Source organism: Bacillus sp. MHSD_36 (assembly GCF_030757775.1).
In the GTDB taxonomy this organism is placed as follows: domain Bacteria; phylum Bacillota; class Bacilli; order Bacillales; family Bacillaceae_G; genus Bacillus_A.
This window is the reverse complement of record NZ_JAVBIS010000003.1, coordinates 163,960-180,676: the sequence shown is the minus strand read 5'-3', so window position 1 is coordinate 180,676 and position 16,717 is coordinate 163,960. Positions and strand designations below refer to the sequence as shown.

Below are 16,717 nucleotides of genomic sequence, written 5' to 3'. Positions count from 1 at the left end.
CTCCCTCTTCTAAAGAAAACGCTTACTTAATCTCTCTCTATTTTATCAAAAAATTTGATTTTTAAAAGATTAAATTACGAATTTATATCGTTTATACCTGTGACAATATGTTCTACATTTGTTAAATGATCTAGCATTGCTTGTTGCGCTAATTCTACATCTTGCTTTAACACTGCATCATATATAACTTGATGCTCTTCTATAAGTCGTTCTGATGTTGTTTGTTCACCATATAAAATAATGCGTCTTGATTCACCAATTGTTTCAGCAATCATCTCTGAGACATGATTCATGAGTTCAAGCAAAATGTTGTTATGCGAAGACTCCGCAATTCCCATATGGAACTGAAAATCTGCTTTTTCACCAGCTTTTTCATCTCCAATGCTCTTTGCCATTTCATCTAACCAATGCTTCATATTTTTCAAATTCTCTTCCGTACGTTTTGCCGCAGCTGCTCGAACTGCCCCCACTTCAAGCACCTTTCGTACTTCTAATAAATTTAAAATATCTTCTTTCTTCATTAATAATCTATTGTTTAATGATTTTGTTAATGAAGAAGAATCGAAATTCTTCACATATGTACCTTCTCCTTGTTTCATCTCAATTAAGCCCATCGCTCTTAGCGCACTTAGCGCTTCACGAACAGCAGATCTTCCAACTTGAAACTGCTCAGCTAATTGATGTACAGGAAGTAGTTTGTCACCAGGTTTTAACGTACCATTTTTAATCATTGTTAAAATAGCTTCAGATACTTCTTCGTAAATTTTTTTCGGTTTAATCGATTTGTACTCCAGTTAAATCACCTCAGTATCTTCCAAACAACAATTGAAACGATTTATAAAAACTTTGCATCATAACTATTTTAGAACGAATTAGTAAGAAGTACAAATGTTTTGTTCATAAAATCGTCAAATTTCTGATATTTATTACATATTAATTTATACCTTTTTGTATAACTATTATCTCCCACTGATTATCAGCCCTCAACAATCGGGCTTTTACGGGCAGCCCGACCCCCACCTAACTTCTTTGCTTCCGCTGAATTTTGAGGTGGGGATCTTACTGCCCGGCAAATAGCGGGATAAAAAAGCATGTCCTAAAAATTAGAACATGCTCTCCTCATCCTGTACTTTCAATTTAATACTAACTGTCGTTCCATTTCCTTTTTCACTTTCAATTCGCCATTGCCCGTCATGTATATGAACAATTTGTCTTACAATTGCAAGTCCTAAGCCCGTTCCACCATGTTGACGACTTCTCGCTTTATCAACGCGGTAAAAACGTTGGCCAAGATTTTCTAAATGCTCTGTATCAATACCGATGCCCGTATCTTTTATGCTTAATTCACAATAATCATCTATCTGCCTAAGCGTTATCATAATATCCCCATTTTGATTTGTATACCGTATCGCATTATCTAACACGTTATGAAGCACTTGTTGCATACGATCCTCATCTATCATTACAATGATTTCTGGGTTTAAATTTGTTGAAATACGAATTTTCTTTTCTATAAACTTAAGCTCATACGTATCTAGCACATCTTCAATGAGTTGCGAAAAAACGATAGGTTGTTTCTTTAACGGAAAATGTTCACCTTCTAATTGTGCTAAATCTAATAAATCATGAACGAGACGCTGCATACGATCTGCTTCTTTATGGATGAGCTGTGTTACTTTTTCTTGCTGTGGCCCCTTCGCTACACCATCTAAAATAGCCTCGCTATATCCTTTTATATAACTAAGCGGTGTTCTTAGTTCGTGCGAAACGTTAGCTAAAAATTCCTTACGCTTTACGTCTTCTGTCTCTAAAGAATTTGCCATTTTATTAAATGCTTTTCCTAATCGTCCAATTTCATCTTCAGAAGAAATTGTAATCCGTTCTGAGAAATCTCCCGTAGCCAAATGATTCGCAACTCGTTCCATTTGTGAAAGCGGTCTCGTAATAGCAATAATAATTTTTCTGCCAATCCATATTGTTAGTAACGTTATAGCAAGTGCTAACGGTGCCAAAATAAGGCCCATATCATATATTAAGTCTTTTATACTTTTTAAAGGAATATAAGAATATATAATGCCTACTAATTTTTTATTTTCTAAAACAGGGATGACAACCCCCATAATATTACGGTCAAAATGTTCCTCATATCCTATCTTTGTCACAGTTTTCCCATCTAATAATGCTTGCCTGTCCCCTTCACTTATAAGAGAATGATGATGCACATCAAAAGGTAAGCATGCGCTTAAATCACGTGGGTTCGATACAAAAAGAACGTCTGAACTAGATATTTGATCAAATGCTCTTACTTTCTCTTCAAAAGTAGATATACCTTCACCCTTATCATATTGCGCAGCAAGCCCCTTCCCCTCCGTTACTAATGAATCTTTTAAATTATCAACGTATAGTTTTTCGTACGAGTATAAAGATACAAAATAGAGAAAAGAAACTGTTACAAATACTGCACATACTACTGTCAGCCAAAGCTTCTGTACCATCGTAAACATACGTTACACCTCAAATTTATAGCCTACACCCCAAACAGTTTGAATGTAGTTTCCACTTTCTCCAAGTTTCAAACGCATCGTTTTCACGTGCGTATCTACCGTTCTTGTACTTCCGGCATAATCATATCCCCATACCTTTTCCAGCAATTGTTCTCGGCTAAATACTTGTCCCGTATGTTGGCAAAGAAAATAGAGTAAATCAAACTCTTTTACTGTAAGAGAAATCGGTTCACCATCTACCTCAATCTTCCTACTTTTTTCATTAATAAGGATTGGTCCAAATTGAACTTCCTCTTGTTGTTCTTGCTTTGTATAACGTCTTAACACAGCTTCCATACGAGCAATTAATTCTCCAGGACTAAATGGCTTTACAATATAATCATCTGCTCCCATACGTAAGCCGTTCACCCTATTCCACTCTTCGCCTTTTGCTGTTAAAAATATGATTGGTACATCTGACGTTTTTCTAATTTCTTTACAAACTGAAAGTCCATCCATCTCTGGCATCATAATATCTAGTACAACGAAATCATAATGATTCTTCTCTAATTTTTGTAGCGCTTCTTTTCCATTTTCAGCTTCTCCCCACTCGTACCCAAAATTATCTAAGTACATTCCAACAAGCTGTCTCATATCACTTTCATCATCTACAACTAGCACCCTATATTTACTCATTGTCCTTCCCTTCTCTCTCTATGAGTTGAAACGGCCCTTTTCCGACTTTAATTGCTTGTTTCATTTTCAAATTCTTCATATCCATGACGCACACTTCATCACTATCATAGCTTGCTACGTAGCCTTCTGCTCCGCTCTTCAAAAATGCAAATGGGTTCGATCCTACTTCTACAGAAGCAACCTCTTTATACGTGCTAACATCAAACTTTCTAAGCATATTCGAGCCGTGACTTAATGCATATACATACTTATTATCATTCGTTATATTCACAGGCATAAATGGGGCATGTAAAGAACGTATCATTTCTCCATTCTGCAAAGAATACACTAATACTTTCTCATTCACTTGATTTCCATCACCATGTCCGCCAATCCATATCTCTTTACCATCCGGACTAATTGTTGCTCCCGTTGACGCTGGGGGAATCATAAAGGATTGGACCACTTCTTTTTTCTTTGTATCAATTGTCGTTAGCTTCGTATCATAAAAATTTAATACAGATAACTGGTTATCGTGCTCTACCATCGTTATTGGTCCTTTTCCGGTTGACACACTCCCTGTCTCTTTTCCTTTTATCGTAAAAAGCCTTACCTTTTGAGTATTTTGATCGGCAGCAAATAATTGTTTTTTATCTTCTGATACGACCACATTTACAATACCTTTTCCCGTTTTATATTTTTCCACTTGCCTTCCTTCTGCTAGTGAATATACATACATGTACTCTAGCTGCTTACCATATACAAGTATGTCCTCACCGTTTGGAAGCAGTGCAATTCCTGCCATCGGTTCATTAAGTTCCCATGTCGTAATTAACTTTTTAGTTTGTTTATCAACAAAACTAAGGCTACCTTCTTTTATATTCGTGGTTATAATAACACTTTTATCTTTAGCAATCGGTGTATATGTACTTCCTTGACACCCTACTAATAGAAATAAAAAACAGAGAAGAAAAACATACTTTCTCAAAAGATTCCCTCCATCTTCGGATGATTTCGTTATAATTGTAAAATAACAAATAAATGTGTGGAAAGTGTGAAATTTCCCTTTCTTATATCATTTACATATATAATGTACAACAAATAGAAATTGAGGTGTGCAAATTATGCTTTTTCCTGATTTAGCAAATAAAATTGTACGAGAAGTACGCAGACTAATTAAAGAAAATATTATTATCATTAATATACAAGGCGTTATTATCGCAAGTACAGATGTAGAAAGAATTGGTCAATTTCATGAAGGCGCACTCCGCTGTGCAAAACAAAAGAAAACTGTCATTATTACAAAAGAAGATGAACGACGTTTGCAAGGTGTAAAGGCGGGTATGAACCTCCCCTTACTATTCCATGACGAAGTAATTGGTGTCATTGGAATTACAGGCGAACCGGAAAATATTTCACAATACGGAGAAATATTACGTAAAATGACCGAACTACTCATTCATGAAAACTACTTTTTAGAACAACTAGAACTTGAACACCGTTCTTATGAAGCATTTGTCTTTGATTGGCTTCAAAATACAGACTGGTCTCCAAGCTTTCTTGATCGCGCCAAAACACTTGGTATTGACTTATATAAGAAGAAACAACTTATTTTGTTCGCTATCGATCAAAATGACACGATGCTTCAGCGTAAAGTTTGGCAACACGTACGCAATCTATTAACAAAGGAGCACCTATTTGTTCGCTGGGGAAATGATCGATTTATTTTATTTACAGCCACGCACTCCAAAGAGCAAACGTATCAATTTTTAAAACGATTAAAACAAGACTGTGAAACTTTATTTTCTATTCCTTTATATATCGGGATTGGACAAACCGTTACGCCAAACAATATGAACTTATCGTACGAACAAGCGTTACAAGCTCTTTCTGTATCACTTGAAACGAAAAAAATTGTATTTAATGAAGATTTACGTTTAGAAATGTGCTTACAAGATATTTCTGCTGAAACGCGGGAACAGTTTCTAAGGCGCACCATCGAAAACTTATTATCATCACCTGAACTTATGCACACTTTACGTTTATTTATCGATTATAACCAATCTTATAAACAAACAGCTGAACAATTACATATACACATTAACACATTGCATTACAGACTTAAAAAGATTGAGGAATATACAGACCTTGACCCGAAACAATTCAAAGACTTAAACATTTTATACTTCTCTCTCCTCTTATTAGATAATCATACAAAAAAGAATGATAAAACAGATTAATGTTTAGATGATTATACATAGAAAGAATCCCCCAACTTTTTTATCATTATAATGAAAGCACTGTTACAACGTTTTTTATTATGACTAAATACGTTAACAGTTTGAGGGGGATTTCCAATGTTAGATAAGCAAATTATTCATTCATTCGTATCCATTGTTGGCGAAGATAATGTAGATACATCCAATATGGGGCGTTTAACGTATAGTTATGATGCCACTCCAAACTTCCAAGCAATGCCTGATGCAGTCATTGCTCCTCGTAATACAAATGAAGTAGCTGAAGTGTTAAAAGTATGTAACACTCACAAAATTCCTGTATATGTTCGTGGTTCTGGAACAAACCTTTGCGCAGGGACATGTCCACTTGAAGGCGGTATTGTTCTTATCTTCCGCCATATGAATAACATTTTAGAAATTGATGAAGAGAATTTAACAATTACTGTACAAGCTGGTGTCATTACACTTGATATTATTAAAGCCGTAGAAGAAAAAGGTCTGTTTTATCCACCAGATCCAAGCTCGATGAAAATTTCTACAATTGGCGGTAACATTAATGAAAACTCAGGTGGATTACGCGGATTAAAATATGGCGTAACACGTGATTATGTGATGGGTCTTGAACTTGTCTTACCAAATGGCGATATGATTCGCACTGGTGGTAAATTAGCAAAAGATGTAGCTGGTTACGATTTAACTCGGTTATTTATCGGTTCTGAAGGAACACTTGGCGTCGTAACAGAAGCGATATTAAAACTTGTTCCTATGCCTGAAACGAAGAAAACGATGCTTGCGCTCTATGAAGATATTAACGAAGCTGCACGTGCTGTTTCTTCTATTATTGCAAATAAAATCATTCCAGCGACACTTGAGTTTTTAGACCAACCGACAATTGAAGTAGTAGAAGAGTTTGCACAAATCGGTTTACCAACTGACGTAAAAGCAATTTTATTAATTGAACAAGATGGTCCACCTGAAGTTGTCAATCGAGATATTGAAAAAATGGCTAACGTTTGCCGCTCCATGAATGCAGTCGATGTTCGCGTTGCAAAAGATGAAGAAGAAGCAGATGCGCTTCGAACAGCTCGCCGTAGCGCACTATCAGCACTTGCAAGATTAAAGCCTACTACAATACTAGAAGATGCCACAGTACCACGTTCACAAATCGCTCCAATGGTTGAAGCGATTAATGCCATTGCAAAAAAATATAATATTCCTATTTGTACATTTGGACATGCTGGTGATGGTAACTTACATCCAACTTGTATGACAGATGCTCGTAATGAAGAAGAAATGCACCGGGCTGAACAAGCTTTTGCTGAAATATTTGCAAAAGCAATTGAACTTGGCGGCACGATTACTGGTGAACATGGTGTTGGTGCGATGAAAGCTCCGTATTTAGAAATGAAATTAGGTAAAGAAGGTATTGCTGCTATGCAAGGAATTAAACAAGCCTTCGATCCAAATAACATTATGAATCCAGGAAAGATGTTCGCGAAGGACACTCGTAAAAGAGTGGTGGTTGAGCGATGACAACATTGAATAAAGAAAACATTCAAAAGGAATTTAAAGAACGATTAAGTGAAGATGAACTACTAAACTGTATGCGATGCGGTTTCTGCTTACCAACTTGTCCTACTTATATTCAATCTGGATATAAAGAATCACATTCACCACGTGGACGTATCGCATTAATGAAAGCGGTCGTTGACGGTTTAATTGAGCCAGATGAAGATGTTGAAAACACATTAAATGTTTGTCTTGGCTGCCGCGCTTGTGAACCTGTTTGTCCATCAGGTGTGAATTATGGACATTTATTAGAAGAAACTCGTGATATTATAAATCAAAACAAAAAGTTCTCGGTGCCAGTGAGAGCTGTTCGTAAAGTCGTTTTTGAAGGACTCTTCCCGCATCAAAATCGAATGAGAACATTAACAGGGTTAATCGGATTTTATCAGCGTTCTGGTTTACAAACGCTAACACATAAAACAGGAATTATGAAGTTATTCCCTGAAACACTTGCAACGATGGATCTCGTTCTACCAAAAGTCCCTAAAATGAAAGCAATGAAAGATCGCCCTGAATTTTTACATGCTGAAAGTACAAAAAAGAAACAAGTTGCATTCTTCACAGGTTGTTTAATGGATACGATGTTTTTAGAAACAAATAATGCAACAATGAAACTTCTTCAGTTAGCTGGTTGTGATATCGTTATTCCGAAAACACAAAGTTGCTGCGGGGCATTACATGGGCATGCTGGTGAGAAAAGCGGAGCAAAAGAATTAGCGAAACGCAATATAAAAGCATTCGAAGATTTAAACATCGATTATATTATTACGAATGCTGGTGGTTGCGGAGCTTACCTCGTAGACTACGATTATCTTTTAAAAGATGATCCACAGTGGGCTGAACGTGCGAAGCAGTTTGTTTCTAAAATTAAAGATATTACCGCTATTCTAGTAGAACTAGACTTCCACAAGCGAACTGACTTACGACTCACGCCGCAAATTATTACGTATCAAGACTCTTGTCATTTACGCAATGTTATGCGAACATCTTCAGAACCTCGTATGTTACTAGAAGCAATTCAAGGCGCAACATACCGTGAAATGAAAGACGCGGATCGCTGCTGTGGTTCTGCTGGTATTTACAATATTGTTCATTCAGAGTTATCAATGGAATTTCTAGATTACAAAATGGATCGTGTGCATGAAACAGACGCAGCGACCATTGTTACCGCAAATCCAGGTTGTTTATTACAAATGAAATTAGGTATTGAGCGAGAAGGTCTTTCTCATAAAATGAGAGGAATTCACATTGTAGATTTATTATTAGAAGCAATTGAAACCAACTCGTAATAACTCGTAACATACGTAATAATAAGAAAACGGCTATCTCCTTCGTCTACGTAAAGAGATAGCCGCTTTTTTGGCCTCTACAACATTAAAAATATGTTACTTTATTATAAAAAAGAACAACAGAAACATTACAGTTTTGTAAAAAACAATCCAGTATATTCCTCAAAAAGCCTCTCAAACCATTGATACAATAGGATTCTTCATTTTCTATTTAGGTAAATTCATCCAAAAACCCCCTTCTATAACATAGTATAAAAATGCTGAAAATTCCTTTTATACTCTATGTTTCTCTTATTTTTTCTCTTTTACCCTCTTAGGATAAATTAGGTAATTTTAAAGACTATGAATTTTTTTCCATCTTTTTTCTCGCAAATTGTATGCTACGATGAATTTGTCAGTCAGACAGACAGGCTGTCAAAAACAAATCGTGTGAAAACAAATTAAAACTTTACATAGGGGGACACACATCATGAAAAAGCGTGTTTTATTATCTGTAGCTGCTGCAACAGCTCTTACTTTAGGAGTATCTTCTCTAGATGCACAAGCTGCAACAGTACAACCATCTAACATAAAGGTTCAAAATATTCAGCATTCAAAAGTGATGATGAAGCAAATGAGCCAACAAGAATTACAAGCATTCTTACAATCTATGGGCGTAGAATCATTAGCACAATGGCAACAAGGAAACTTCCAACCAAATTGCTATATTCCTGGTCAACAACCTACTGAAAATGTTGTAACTGAGCAACCAACAGCTAAGCCAGAAACTCAAAAGCCTGCTGAGCAAAAACCAGTTGAGCAAAAGCCTGCTGAAGAAGTTCAAAAACCAGAAGCTCAAAAACCGGCTGAACAAAAACCAGCTGAGCAAAAACCAGCTGAGCAAAAGCCTGCTGAAGAAGCAAAATCTTTAAGCGAGTTCGAACAACGTGTTGTTGAATTAACAAACGCTGAGCGTGCAAAACAAGGTTTACCAGCTTTAAAAATCGACACTGAATTAAGCAAAGTAGCACGTATTAAATCTGAAGATATGCAAAAAAACAACTACTTTGATCATAACAGCCCTACTTACGGATCTCCGTTTGACATGATGAAGAAATTTGGTATTTCTTATACATCTGCAGGTGAAAACATCGCTCAAGGCCAACGTACACCTGAAGAAGTAGTACAAGCTTGGATGAACAGTGCTGGGCACCGTGCAAACATCTTAAATAACGGCTTCACTCATATCGGTGTTGGTTATGTAGAAAGTGGCAACTACTGGACACAACAATTTATTACGAAATAAATAGATTAAAAGAGCCTTCTCATTATGAGAAGACTCTTTTTTATGTTTCATAACTTTCTATTATGTATGAGTACAATATGTAGAACATAAACAAAATAGAGCCACAACTTATTACAGTAAGTAACATGTAGAATCCCCATTTTAAGTTCAAAAACAATGAAAACAATATGCCACATGCCATCACTTGAAAAATCCGCCTACTCACTAAACGAATCTTTTTTAATTTGATTAGGTCTTTTTCCGTACTCTGAACTTGTTTAAACAACTTACTAAGCATAAAAAGAAACATACTAATCCCAATTGTTAGTCCTGTTTGAAAGGATATCATACTTCCAAAATTAATAAAGAGAATGAGCATATGGATAAACAACATGAATAAAGTAATCACCTTTAGAAATCCACCTATAATGACATGCTCGCCTTCATTAAACTTATATATATTATGTGAAATAATATACATCAATCCATGTAAAAAAATAAGAAGAAAAGGAATAAATGCTATAACAACTTGTTTATTCATAAACTCGTTCGGCCCGCCATTTTCATTCCAATGCACTGCCATAAGGTTTGGTACATATGGATAAAGGCATAGAGTAACTAAAAGACAAGCGAAAAATATTCCTAGTATATATTTATATTTGACCAAGTGATTCTCACCTCTCTTTTCTCTTAACGGCTTCGCTTCTTTTAGAGAAATTCCTGCAAGAATCTACTTTTCTCAAATTTAAACTTATGCTTTATGCATTCATTCTTTGAAATTCTTTTATTGTATTATTTAATTTCATAGGAAATGGTACATCCACTTCGATCTCTTCTTTCGTAATGGGATGTAAGAAGTTTATCTTCATCGCATGTAATGCTTGCCTAGACATATATTTCGTTTGTCCACCATATAATACATCTCCAATTAAGGGATTACCATTATAGCTCATATGAACACGAATTTGATGAGTTCTACCCGTTTCTAATTGTAACGTTACGAGCGTAACATTTTGGTTTTTAAAATACTTCTCCACTTTATAATATGTGATGGCTTGGTCTCCCTTTGGAGAAACACGTCGTCTCGTCGCATGATGGCGATCTCTTCCAATAGCTGCGTCAATTTTCCCTTGCTTCTTTTTTACTTTTCCTTCCACAAGCGCCGCATACGTTCTTTTAATTTTTCGTTCCATTAATAAACGATCCATAATTGCACCAGCAATTCTATGCTTAGCAAATACGACACCACCTGTCGTATCTTTATCTAACCGATGAATATGACGCACTTTCGTCTCTAAACCTTGCATTTGAAAATGAAAGGCAACAAGGTTTGCAAGTGTTCCCATTCCACCTTTTTCAGCAGGGTGCGTATCCATCTTCTCAGGCTTATTTACGATGAGTACGTGATCGTCTTCATATACTACATGTAATTCACCATACTCAGGCTCTACATCGTACTCTTCCTCCATAAACATATGAACTTGTAACTTATCGCCCTCTTTTAGAAGCTCATTCCATCTTCTCTGTTCTCCATTAACAGTAATACCTTTTTCCATACGAAGCTGATGTAACAACTTTTTCGGTATTTCCCATTCTATTTTTAATAATGACTCAATGCTTATACCATTCCATTTCGCTGGAACAGTCATTTCACACCATTCGCCCTTCTTCTTCGTTTCCATACTGTATCACCTTATTTCTATTGATTCTCTCATTGTAACGGAAAATAGAATTTGATGCACCGTCAAAAATAGAGGACAGTCTTATAATAGACTGTCCCTCACGCTCTACGCTTTTTCATTTCCTGCAATACTTCTTCCGCTTTTTGTTCATACGATAAATCTTTAAAGAAATCCGCCAATCTTTTATAATCATTATACGTATCTAATAAGTCATCCATCTTTTCTACTTTCATCACTTGCTGTTTTTGCTTCATTTTTACGGGATAACGATAGCCCGATACTTCTTGTATTTTGTAGTACTCATCCTCTACTTGAATAACTTTTACAAGTTCCTCTTCCTCCGCATCCATCGTATACCCATCAAAATCTCTAAGCAGTTCATAAATGATATGAGTCCATTCATCTTTTGGATAAAACCCTTTTTCTAACCGATAACCGACAATGCGATACATATGCCCATCGTTTTCTGCAAACTGTACTGTATCATTTAGCTTAAACTTAAAATAACGAAACATTGCCTTCACCTACTTATATGTAATGTTCTTATCACATACTATTTGCAAAATATAGGTCTTGCTATTCATAAAAAAATACTCATCTTATAGATGAGTATTTTTTATGATGATTTTTCTCTTTTCTTTCGAAATGGTAACCACCAATTCCAGTCTCCAAACAATTTCATTAAACTTGGTACAAGCATAAGACGAATAATTGTTGCATCAAGGAATATCGCTAATGCAACACCAAGCCCCATTTGCCGTACTGGTAAAATATCAGTAAAGGCGAACGCACCCGTTACAACAATCATAATTAATGCAGCTGATGTAATAATTCTACTTGTTGACACAAGTCCTTCTAACGTCGCTTGATCGTTATCTCCTGTTTCTTCATATAACTCATGGATACGTGAAATAAGAAAGACTTCATAATCCATGCTAAGCCCAAATACGAGACCGAAAATGAAGATTGGTAAGACAAATAGAACAGGACTTGCTTCTAAACCGAAATGCCCACCTTCAAATAACCAAACAACAATTCCAATTGTTGCGCTTAAACTAAGTATATTCATAATAATTGCCTTAATTGGAATGAGTATAGATCGGAATGCGAATAATAATATAACGAAGGTCGATCCAAATATAACAGACATCCCAATTGCAACTTTATCTTTAATTTCATCTTCTAACTCTTGTTGGAACGTCGTCATTCCGCCTAAATAATACGTCACATCTGTTTCTTTATAATTTTGTTTAAATTCACGAACCCACTGTTTAGCAGTTTCATCACGTGGTTTTGTTTTTAGAAAGACTTCTATCGTCGTTTTATTCCCTTTCGCGTACACTTCAAATATAGGAGCTAGTTTTGCTGCTTCTGGCGACGCTAATATTCCAGCAACTTGATCTGCTTTCATTCCAGTTAACCCGTCGTATAAGCTTCTTACTTCATGAACTTTTTTATCATCTTTTAACTTTTTAACGACTTCTTCTACCTTTTGTAAACTTTCTTTTTCTTTCATATCTTTTTTCGTCTCTACCACTAACGTAACATCAGCATGTGTTTTTGCAGTTTCATTAAATGCCTCTTCGTACTTCTCATATGCTATTCTTGTATCACTTTGTTTAGGTAAAGCTTCTACATCAGGGAACTGTAAATTAGCCGTACGTAATGGTAATAAGCAAATCACAATAAATGTTGTAACAACAATAATCATTGCAATTGGATGTTTCATTACAAATTGTGCAAATGTACGCCACGCCTTTGCCGGCGTATGTGCTACTTGATTCTTTTTTAATATTCGTTTACCAATTAAAGATAGTAGCGCTGGAAGGAGTGTGAGTGAAAATAAGATACTCATAATCACAACAATCATTCCGCTAATTGCGACTGACTGAATGTAATCAATTTTAAAGAAGAACAAACCAGATAATCCAACAAATACACATAACCCTGAAAATACGATTGCACGCCCTGCTGTCTGATATGTAATTGCTATCGCTTCTTTTACCGTTCGCTTTGCAACTTCCTCTCGAAATCGATTTACAAATAATAGTGCAAAATCAATAGATAACGCAAGTCCAATCATCGGTGCAACATTTAACACAAAGATAGATAGTTCCTTATCGACACCTATAAAGTATAGTATGCCCATCGTACTAATAACACTAAGTGCCCCATTTACAATTGGTAAAATAGATGCCAAAAGGCTACCAAATGAAAATAGTAATACGAGAAATGCAATTGGTAATCCAATCATTTCTGCTACTTTTAAATCATTTTGCGTTCTTTCATTGATCTCTTGATTAATCTTTGGAAATCCTGTAGGTGTTACTTTTAATGCTGCATTACTTTCCTTTTCGATTTTATCAGCAAATTGTAACGTCTTTTCCATTCGTTCCTTATTTGTTTTCCCGGAAAATAAAATTGTCGCATAGCCGATATCATCTTGTAACATTTCTTTATTTTGCACTGGGTGATGGAAAGATTCATATGTCTCTTTCTCTTGTACATTTTTTACAATTCCCTCTACTTGCTTTTGAAATTCCTCATGTGAAATGCCTTTATTTTTTTCAAAAACGAGTAACAGCGTATCTTGAGACCTCTTAAAATCTTTATCTAAAATTTCTTTCGTTTTTTGATAGTCTCCTTCTGTTTGGAAACCGTCACCACCTAATACTCCCGGTAACTTTGGAGCGAAAATACCGAGTGCTATCGCAAGCAATAGTAATGCTACAATTACCGTATAACGAAACTGATACAAAAAAGCTCCTAATTTCCCCCACTTATCTACTTTATGTACATTTGTTTTCACACATTTTCACCTACTTTAAATATTTCAATTGTCACTTATACTGTATCATATCTTCATACAAACAAAAAACGTCTGGAAACACTATAATGATAGTGTTTCCAGACGTTTTTTATCTCTCTTTATTAAGACCAAGTCTCTCAGTAAGTAAACGATGGCAATAAATCGCCATAATTAACAAAATACCACCTACGCAATAACCAGCTAAAATATCAGTTGGATAATGTACATTTAAAATAACCCTACTTAATCCAATCGATACAATGACTATTCCCATCAAAATCGTTATCACATATTTCCCTGTTACACCCTTCAAATTTGCCGCAATAATATAAGCAAGAAATCCGAATGTCATAATAGATAACATTGCATGTCCACTAGGAAAGCTATATCCAAGTGCATCCAATGCTTCGTTTAACGAAGGACGATCTCTTTTCATAATTTCTTTTATTCCTTTATTCACAAGATGTGTTATTAAAATGCCCATTGGATATACGATCATCGCAGCATAATAACGTTTTCTCCCAAAAACAAGTAAACTTATAATGAGGGTAGTTACAATTCCAATGGCAGATCCTAATTTTGTATAGTGTGAGAAAAATGTAAGCGAACCTTCTGTTTGTAATCCTTTTACTAATCCTCGGACATATGTATCCATCACTGTAACGCCACCCGCATGTACACGCCAAGCAACAATGCCAAATACAACAAGTAATAAAGCGATACATACTAGCTCATATTGATGTAACTTCTTTTTCAAACGATTTCCTCCTACTATGAAAAAATGCGATTTCTACTGTAGAAACCGCATTTTCTTACTTATTTACCTTTTGTTTTTAGCTCTGTCCAGTAACGATCATAGTCTTTTAACTTATCGTCTACATCAACAAGCCATTCTGTACGATCTAATTCTTCCTTCGTTAAGAAAATCATGTGGTTATCACGATATTCTTTACTATGAAGAGGATGAGCTTTTTCATTTGGATTACTGTATCCAATTGACTCGTAGTTTTTCACACTTACTTTCTCATCTAGTAAGTAGTTCATAAATTTCTCTGCAAGCTCTTTGTTTTTCGCGCCTTTTGGAATTGCTAACGTGTCAGCCCAAATTGTGCCGCCTTCTTTTGGCACAACGTATTCTACATCTTTATTATCTTTTGCGATAAATGCTGCATCTCCAGACCAAACTGTTCCGATCCAAGCATCTTCTGTAATGAATTTTTGTTTAATATTATCTGTATCAAATGCTAATAAGTTTGGAAGCAACTTTTTTAAATCATCTGCTGCAGTCTTTAACTGCGCATCGTCTTTCGTGCTGTTTGAGAATCCATGCTTCTTAAGTCCCATTCCTAAAACTTCACGAGAATCATTTAATAAAGTTACATGCCCTTTATATTTCTCATTCCATAAGTCAGCCCAGCTTGTAGGTGCTTCTTTCACATACTTTTTATTGTATGCTATACCTGTTACGCCCCAAGTATATACTAAAGAATATTTATTCTCTGGATCAAACGCCGGTGTTTTGAAATTAGAAATCATATTTTCGATATTCGGGATATTCTTTTTATCTAACGGCGCTAATAAGTCCATTTTCGCCATTGTTTTAACCATGTAATCGGATGGCTGAATTAAATCATACTTCGCGCCACCAGCTTGTAATTTCGCAAGCATTTCTTCATTACTTGCATACTTATCATAGTTTATTTTCACGTTATATTTCTTTTCAAAATCTTTTAGCACTTGCTCATCAAAATTGTCAGCCCAGCTATAAATGTTTAACTCTTCTTTTTTTTCACCACAGCCAGCAAGTACACCAGCAACAAGGCTAAAGCTAATTGCTGCGCCGGCTAATCTTTTCATTAATTTCATCGGTTTATTACCCCCTCGTACTTTCTATATCATTCGTATTATAAAGGAAGGTGTCCTCCAGAGTTTTCTTCACCATCTGCACCTTTGTTACGGAAGATTTCAGATAGAACCATTAATCCTACGATAGCTACAATTAAAATTGTAGAAAGTGCATTAATTTCTGGTGATACTCCACGCTTAACCATACTGTAAATGTATAATGGCAATGTTGTTGATCCTGGTCCTGATACGAAGAAACTAATTACAAAATCATCAATTGATAATGTGAATGTTAATAATGCAGCTGAAATAACTCCAGGTGCAATTGCTGGAAACGTTACAAAACGAAATGTTTGCCACGGCGTTGCTCCTAAATCATTCGCAGCCTCTTCTAAATCACGTCCCATACCAGAAAGACGTGCTGCTAAAATAACGACAACAAATGAAATACTAAATGTAATGTGTGCAATAATAATTGTTGTTTTACCAAGCTCCATACCTAATTGACTAAATAAAATAAGTAAAGATAATCCCATTAAAATATCAGGAATTAAAATTGGTAAATATACAAGACCGTTAATGGCCCCTTCATAACGATATTTATAACGATGTAATGCAATTGCGAAAATCACACCAAGAACAGTCGTTACAATCGTCGTTACGATTGCAATCGTCATACTATTTACAAACGCATCAATAACATCTTGTTTTTGAAATAAATCTGTATACCAATGGAATGTGAATCCTTCCCATTCCGCATTAATGCGAGAATCATTGAAGGAATATACCATTAAAACCATCATTGGAAAATACAAGAACAATAAAATTAACCAAGAATAAGAAACTAAAAACTTCTTCATTTTT

15 protein-coding genes are annotated in these 16,717 nt (G+C 35.4%); 4 read left to right on the top strand and 11 right to left on the bottom strand.

What is annotated here, in order from left to right; all coding sequences use genetic code 11:
• Window positions 1–74: 74 nt before the first annotated feature.
• The 4 genes from Q9B79_RS13980 to Q9B79_RS13965 all read right to left on the bottom strand — a co-directional run bounded on the left by Q9B79_RS13980 (window position 75) and on the right by Q9B79_RS13965 (window position 4,146).
• Window positions 75–764: a FadR/GntR family transcriptional regulator gene (locus tag Q9B79_RS13980; RefSeq protein ID WP_255448402.1), complete on the bottom strand. Its 690-nt coding sequence runs from the start codon at window positions 762–764 to the stop codon at window positions 75–77.
• Window positions 765–1,103: 339 nt separating this feature from the next.
• Window positions 1,104–2,504, bottom strand: a complete 1,401-nt coding sequence (locus Q9B79_RS13975; protein ID WP_306185152.1) for a sensor histidine kinase — start codon at window positions 2,502–2,504, stop codon at window positions 1,104–1,106.
• Window positions 2,505–2,507: 3 nt separating this feature from the next.
• Window positions 2,508–3,179, bottom strand: a complete 672-nt coding sequence (locus tag Q9B79_RS13970; protein ID WP_306185150.1) for a response regulator transcription factor — start codon at window positions 3,177–3,179, stop codon at window positions 2,508–2,510.
• Window positions 3,172–4,146 (bottom strand): YncE family protein, encoded by a 975-nt coding sequence (locus tag Q9B79_RS13965; protein ID WP_306185148.1) that lies wholly within the window; start codon window positions 4,144–4,146, stop codon window positions 3,172–3,174. Before Q9B79_RS13965 ends, Q9B79_RS13970 begins: the two co-directional genes overlap by 8 nt.
• Window positions 4,147–4,282: 136 nt before the next feature.
• Between Q9B79_RS13965 and Q9B79_RS13960 the strand changes: the two genes are divergently transcribed.
• The 4 genes from Q9B79_RS13960 to Q9B79_RS13945 all read left to right on the top strand — a co-directional run bounded on the left by Q9B79_RS13960 (window position 4,283) and on the right by Q9B79_RS13945 (window position 9,538).
• Window positions 4,283–5,398: a CdaR family transcriptional regulator gene (locus Q9B79_RS13960; protein ID WP_306185146.1), complete on the top strand. Its 1,116-nt coding sequence runs from the start codon at window positions 4,283–4,285 to the stop codon at window positions 5,396–5,398.
• A gap of 117 nt (window positions 5,399–5,515) precedes the next feature.
• The gene (gene glcD, locus Q9B79_RS13955) at window positions 5,516–6,928 is read left to right on the top strand and encodes a glycolate oxidase subunit GlcD (RefSeq protein ID WP_306185144.1); all 1,413 of its coding nucleotides are present in this window, start codon (window positions 5,516–5,518) and stop codon (window positions 6,926–6,928) included.
• Entirely contained in the window at window positions 6,925–8,253 is a 1,329-nt protein-coding gene (locus Q9B79_RS13950; protein WP_306185142.1) for a (Fe-S)-binding protein, read from the top strand. Before glcD ends, Q9B79_RS13950 begins: the two co-directional genes overlap by 4 nt.
• A 469-nt stretch (window positions 8,254–8,722) precedes the next feature.
• Window positions 8,723–9,538 carry a CAP domain-containing protein gene (locus tag Q9B79_RS13945; RefSeq protein ID WP_306185139.1) on the top strand — a complete coding sequence of 272 codons (816 nt, stop codon included), beginning with the start codon at window positions 8,723–8,725 and terminating at the stop codon, window positions 9,536–9,538.
• Window positions 9,539–9,578: 40 nt separating this feature from the next.
• Here the strand turns inward: Q9B79_RS13945 and Q9B79_RS13940 are convergent, their stop codons facing one another.
• The 7 genes from Q9B79_RS13940 to potC form a co-directional block, all read right to left on the bottom strand.
• Complete coding sequence (locus Q9B79_RS13940; RefSeq protein ID WP_306185137.1) at window positions 9,579–10,184, bottom strand: DUF1648 domain-containing protein; 606 nt, start codon at window positions 10,182–10,184, stop codon at window positions 9,579–9,581.
• 91 nt (window positions 10,185–10,275) lie between these two features.
• On the bottom strand, window positions 10,276–11,199 hold the full coding sequence (locus Q9B79_RS13935) for an RluA family pseudouridine synthase (protein WP_306185135.1): 924 nt from the start codon (window positions 11,197–11,199) through the stop codon (window positions 10,276–10,278).
• Between the two features lie 98 nt (window positions 11,200–11,297).
• Window positions 11,298–11,714, bottom strand: a complete 417-nt coding sequence (locus tag Q9B79_RS13930) for a hypothetical protein (protein WP_048526774.1) — start codon at window positions 11,712–11,714, stop codon at window positions 11,298–11,300.
• A gap of 101 nt (window positions 11,715–11,815) precedes the next feature.
• Window positions 11,816–14,008, bottom strand: coding sequence for an MMPL family transporter (locus tag Q9B79_RS13925; RefSeq protein ID WP_306185133.1), 2,193 nt, complete (start codon window positions 14,006–14,008; stop codon window positions 11,816–11,818).
• Window positions 14,009–14,117: 109 nt separating this feature from the next.
• Window positions 14,118–14,765, bottom strand: a complete 648-nt coding sequence (locus Q9B79_RS13920; protein ID WP_306185130.1) for a phosphatase PAP2 family protein — start codon at window positions 14,763–14,765, stop codon at window positions 14,118–14,120.
• 59 nt (window positions 14,766–14,824) lie between these two features.
• Window positions 14,825–15,874, bottom strand: coding sequence for a spermidine/putrescine ABC transporter substrate-binding protein PotD (potD, locus tag Q9B79_RS13915; RefSeq protein WP_098596748.1), 1,050 nt, complete (start codon window positions 15,872–15,874; stop codon window positions 14,825–14,827).
• Window positions 15,875–15,912: 38 nt separating this feature from the next.
• Window positions 15,913–16,713 carry a spermidine/putrescine ABC transporter permease PotC gene (potC, locus tag Q9B79_RS13910; protein ID WP_000714198.1) on the bottom strand — a complete coding sequence of 267 codons (801 nt, stop codon included), beginning with the start codon at window positions 16,711–16,713 and terminating at the stop codon, window positions 15,913–15,915.
• Window positions 16,714–16,717 lie beyond the last annotated feature (4 nt).

Bases quoted from the DNA above. Each gene is read 5' to 3' on its own strand.
- Q9B79_RS13960 (WP_306185146.1), top strand. From the start codon at position 4,283: ATGCTTTTTCCTGATTTAGCAAATAAAATTGTACGAGAAGTACGCAGA.
- Q9B79_RS13930 (WP_048526774.1), bottom strand. From the start codon at position 11,714: ATGTTTCGTTATTTTAAGTTTAAGCTAAATGATACAGTACAGTTTGCA.
- glcD (WP_306185144.1), top strand. From the start codon at position 5,516: ATGTTAGATAAGCAAATTATTCATTCATTCGTATCCATTGTTGGCGAA.
- Q9B79_RS13945 (WP_306185139.1), top strand. From the start codon at position 8,723: ATGAAAAAGCGTGTTTTATTATCTGTAGCTGCTGCAACAGCTCTTACT.
- potD (WP_098596748.1), bottom strand. From the start codon at position 15,874: ATGAAATTAATGAAAAGATTAGCCGGCGCAGCAATTAGCTTTAGCCTT.
- Q9B79_RS13950 (WP_306185142.1), top strand. From the start codon at position 6,925: ATGACAACATTGAATAAAGAAAACATTCAAAAGGAATTTAAAGAACGA.
- Q9B79_RS13970 (WP_306185150.1), bottom strand. From the start codon at position 3,179: ATGAGTAAATATAGGGTGCTAGTTGTAGATGATGAAAGTGATATGAGA.
- Q9B79_RS13935 (WP_306185135.1), bottom strand. From the start codon at position 11,199: ATGGAAACGAAGAAGAAGGGCGAATGGTGTGAAATGACTGTTCCAGCG.
- Q9B79_RS13975 (WP_306185152.1), bottom strand. From the start codon at position 2,504: ATGTTTACGATGGTACAGAAGCTTTGGCTGACAGTAGTATGTGCAGTA.
- potC (WP_000714198.1), bottom strand. From the start codon at position 16,713: ATGAAGAAGTTTTTAGTTTCTTATTCTTGGTTAATTTTATTGTTCTTG.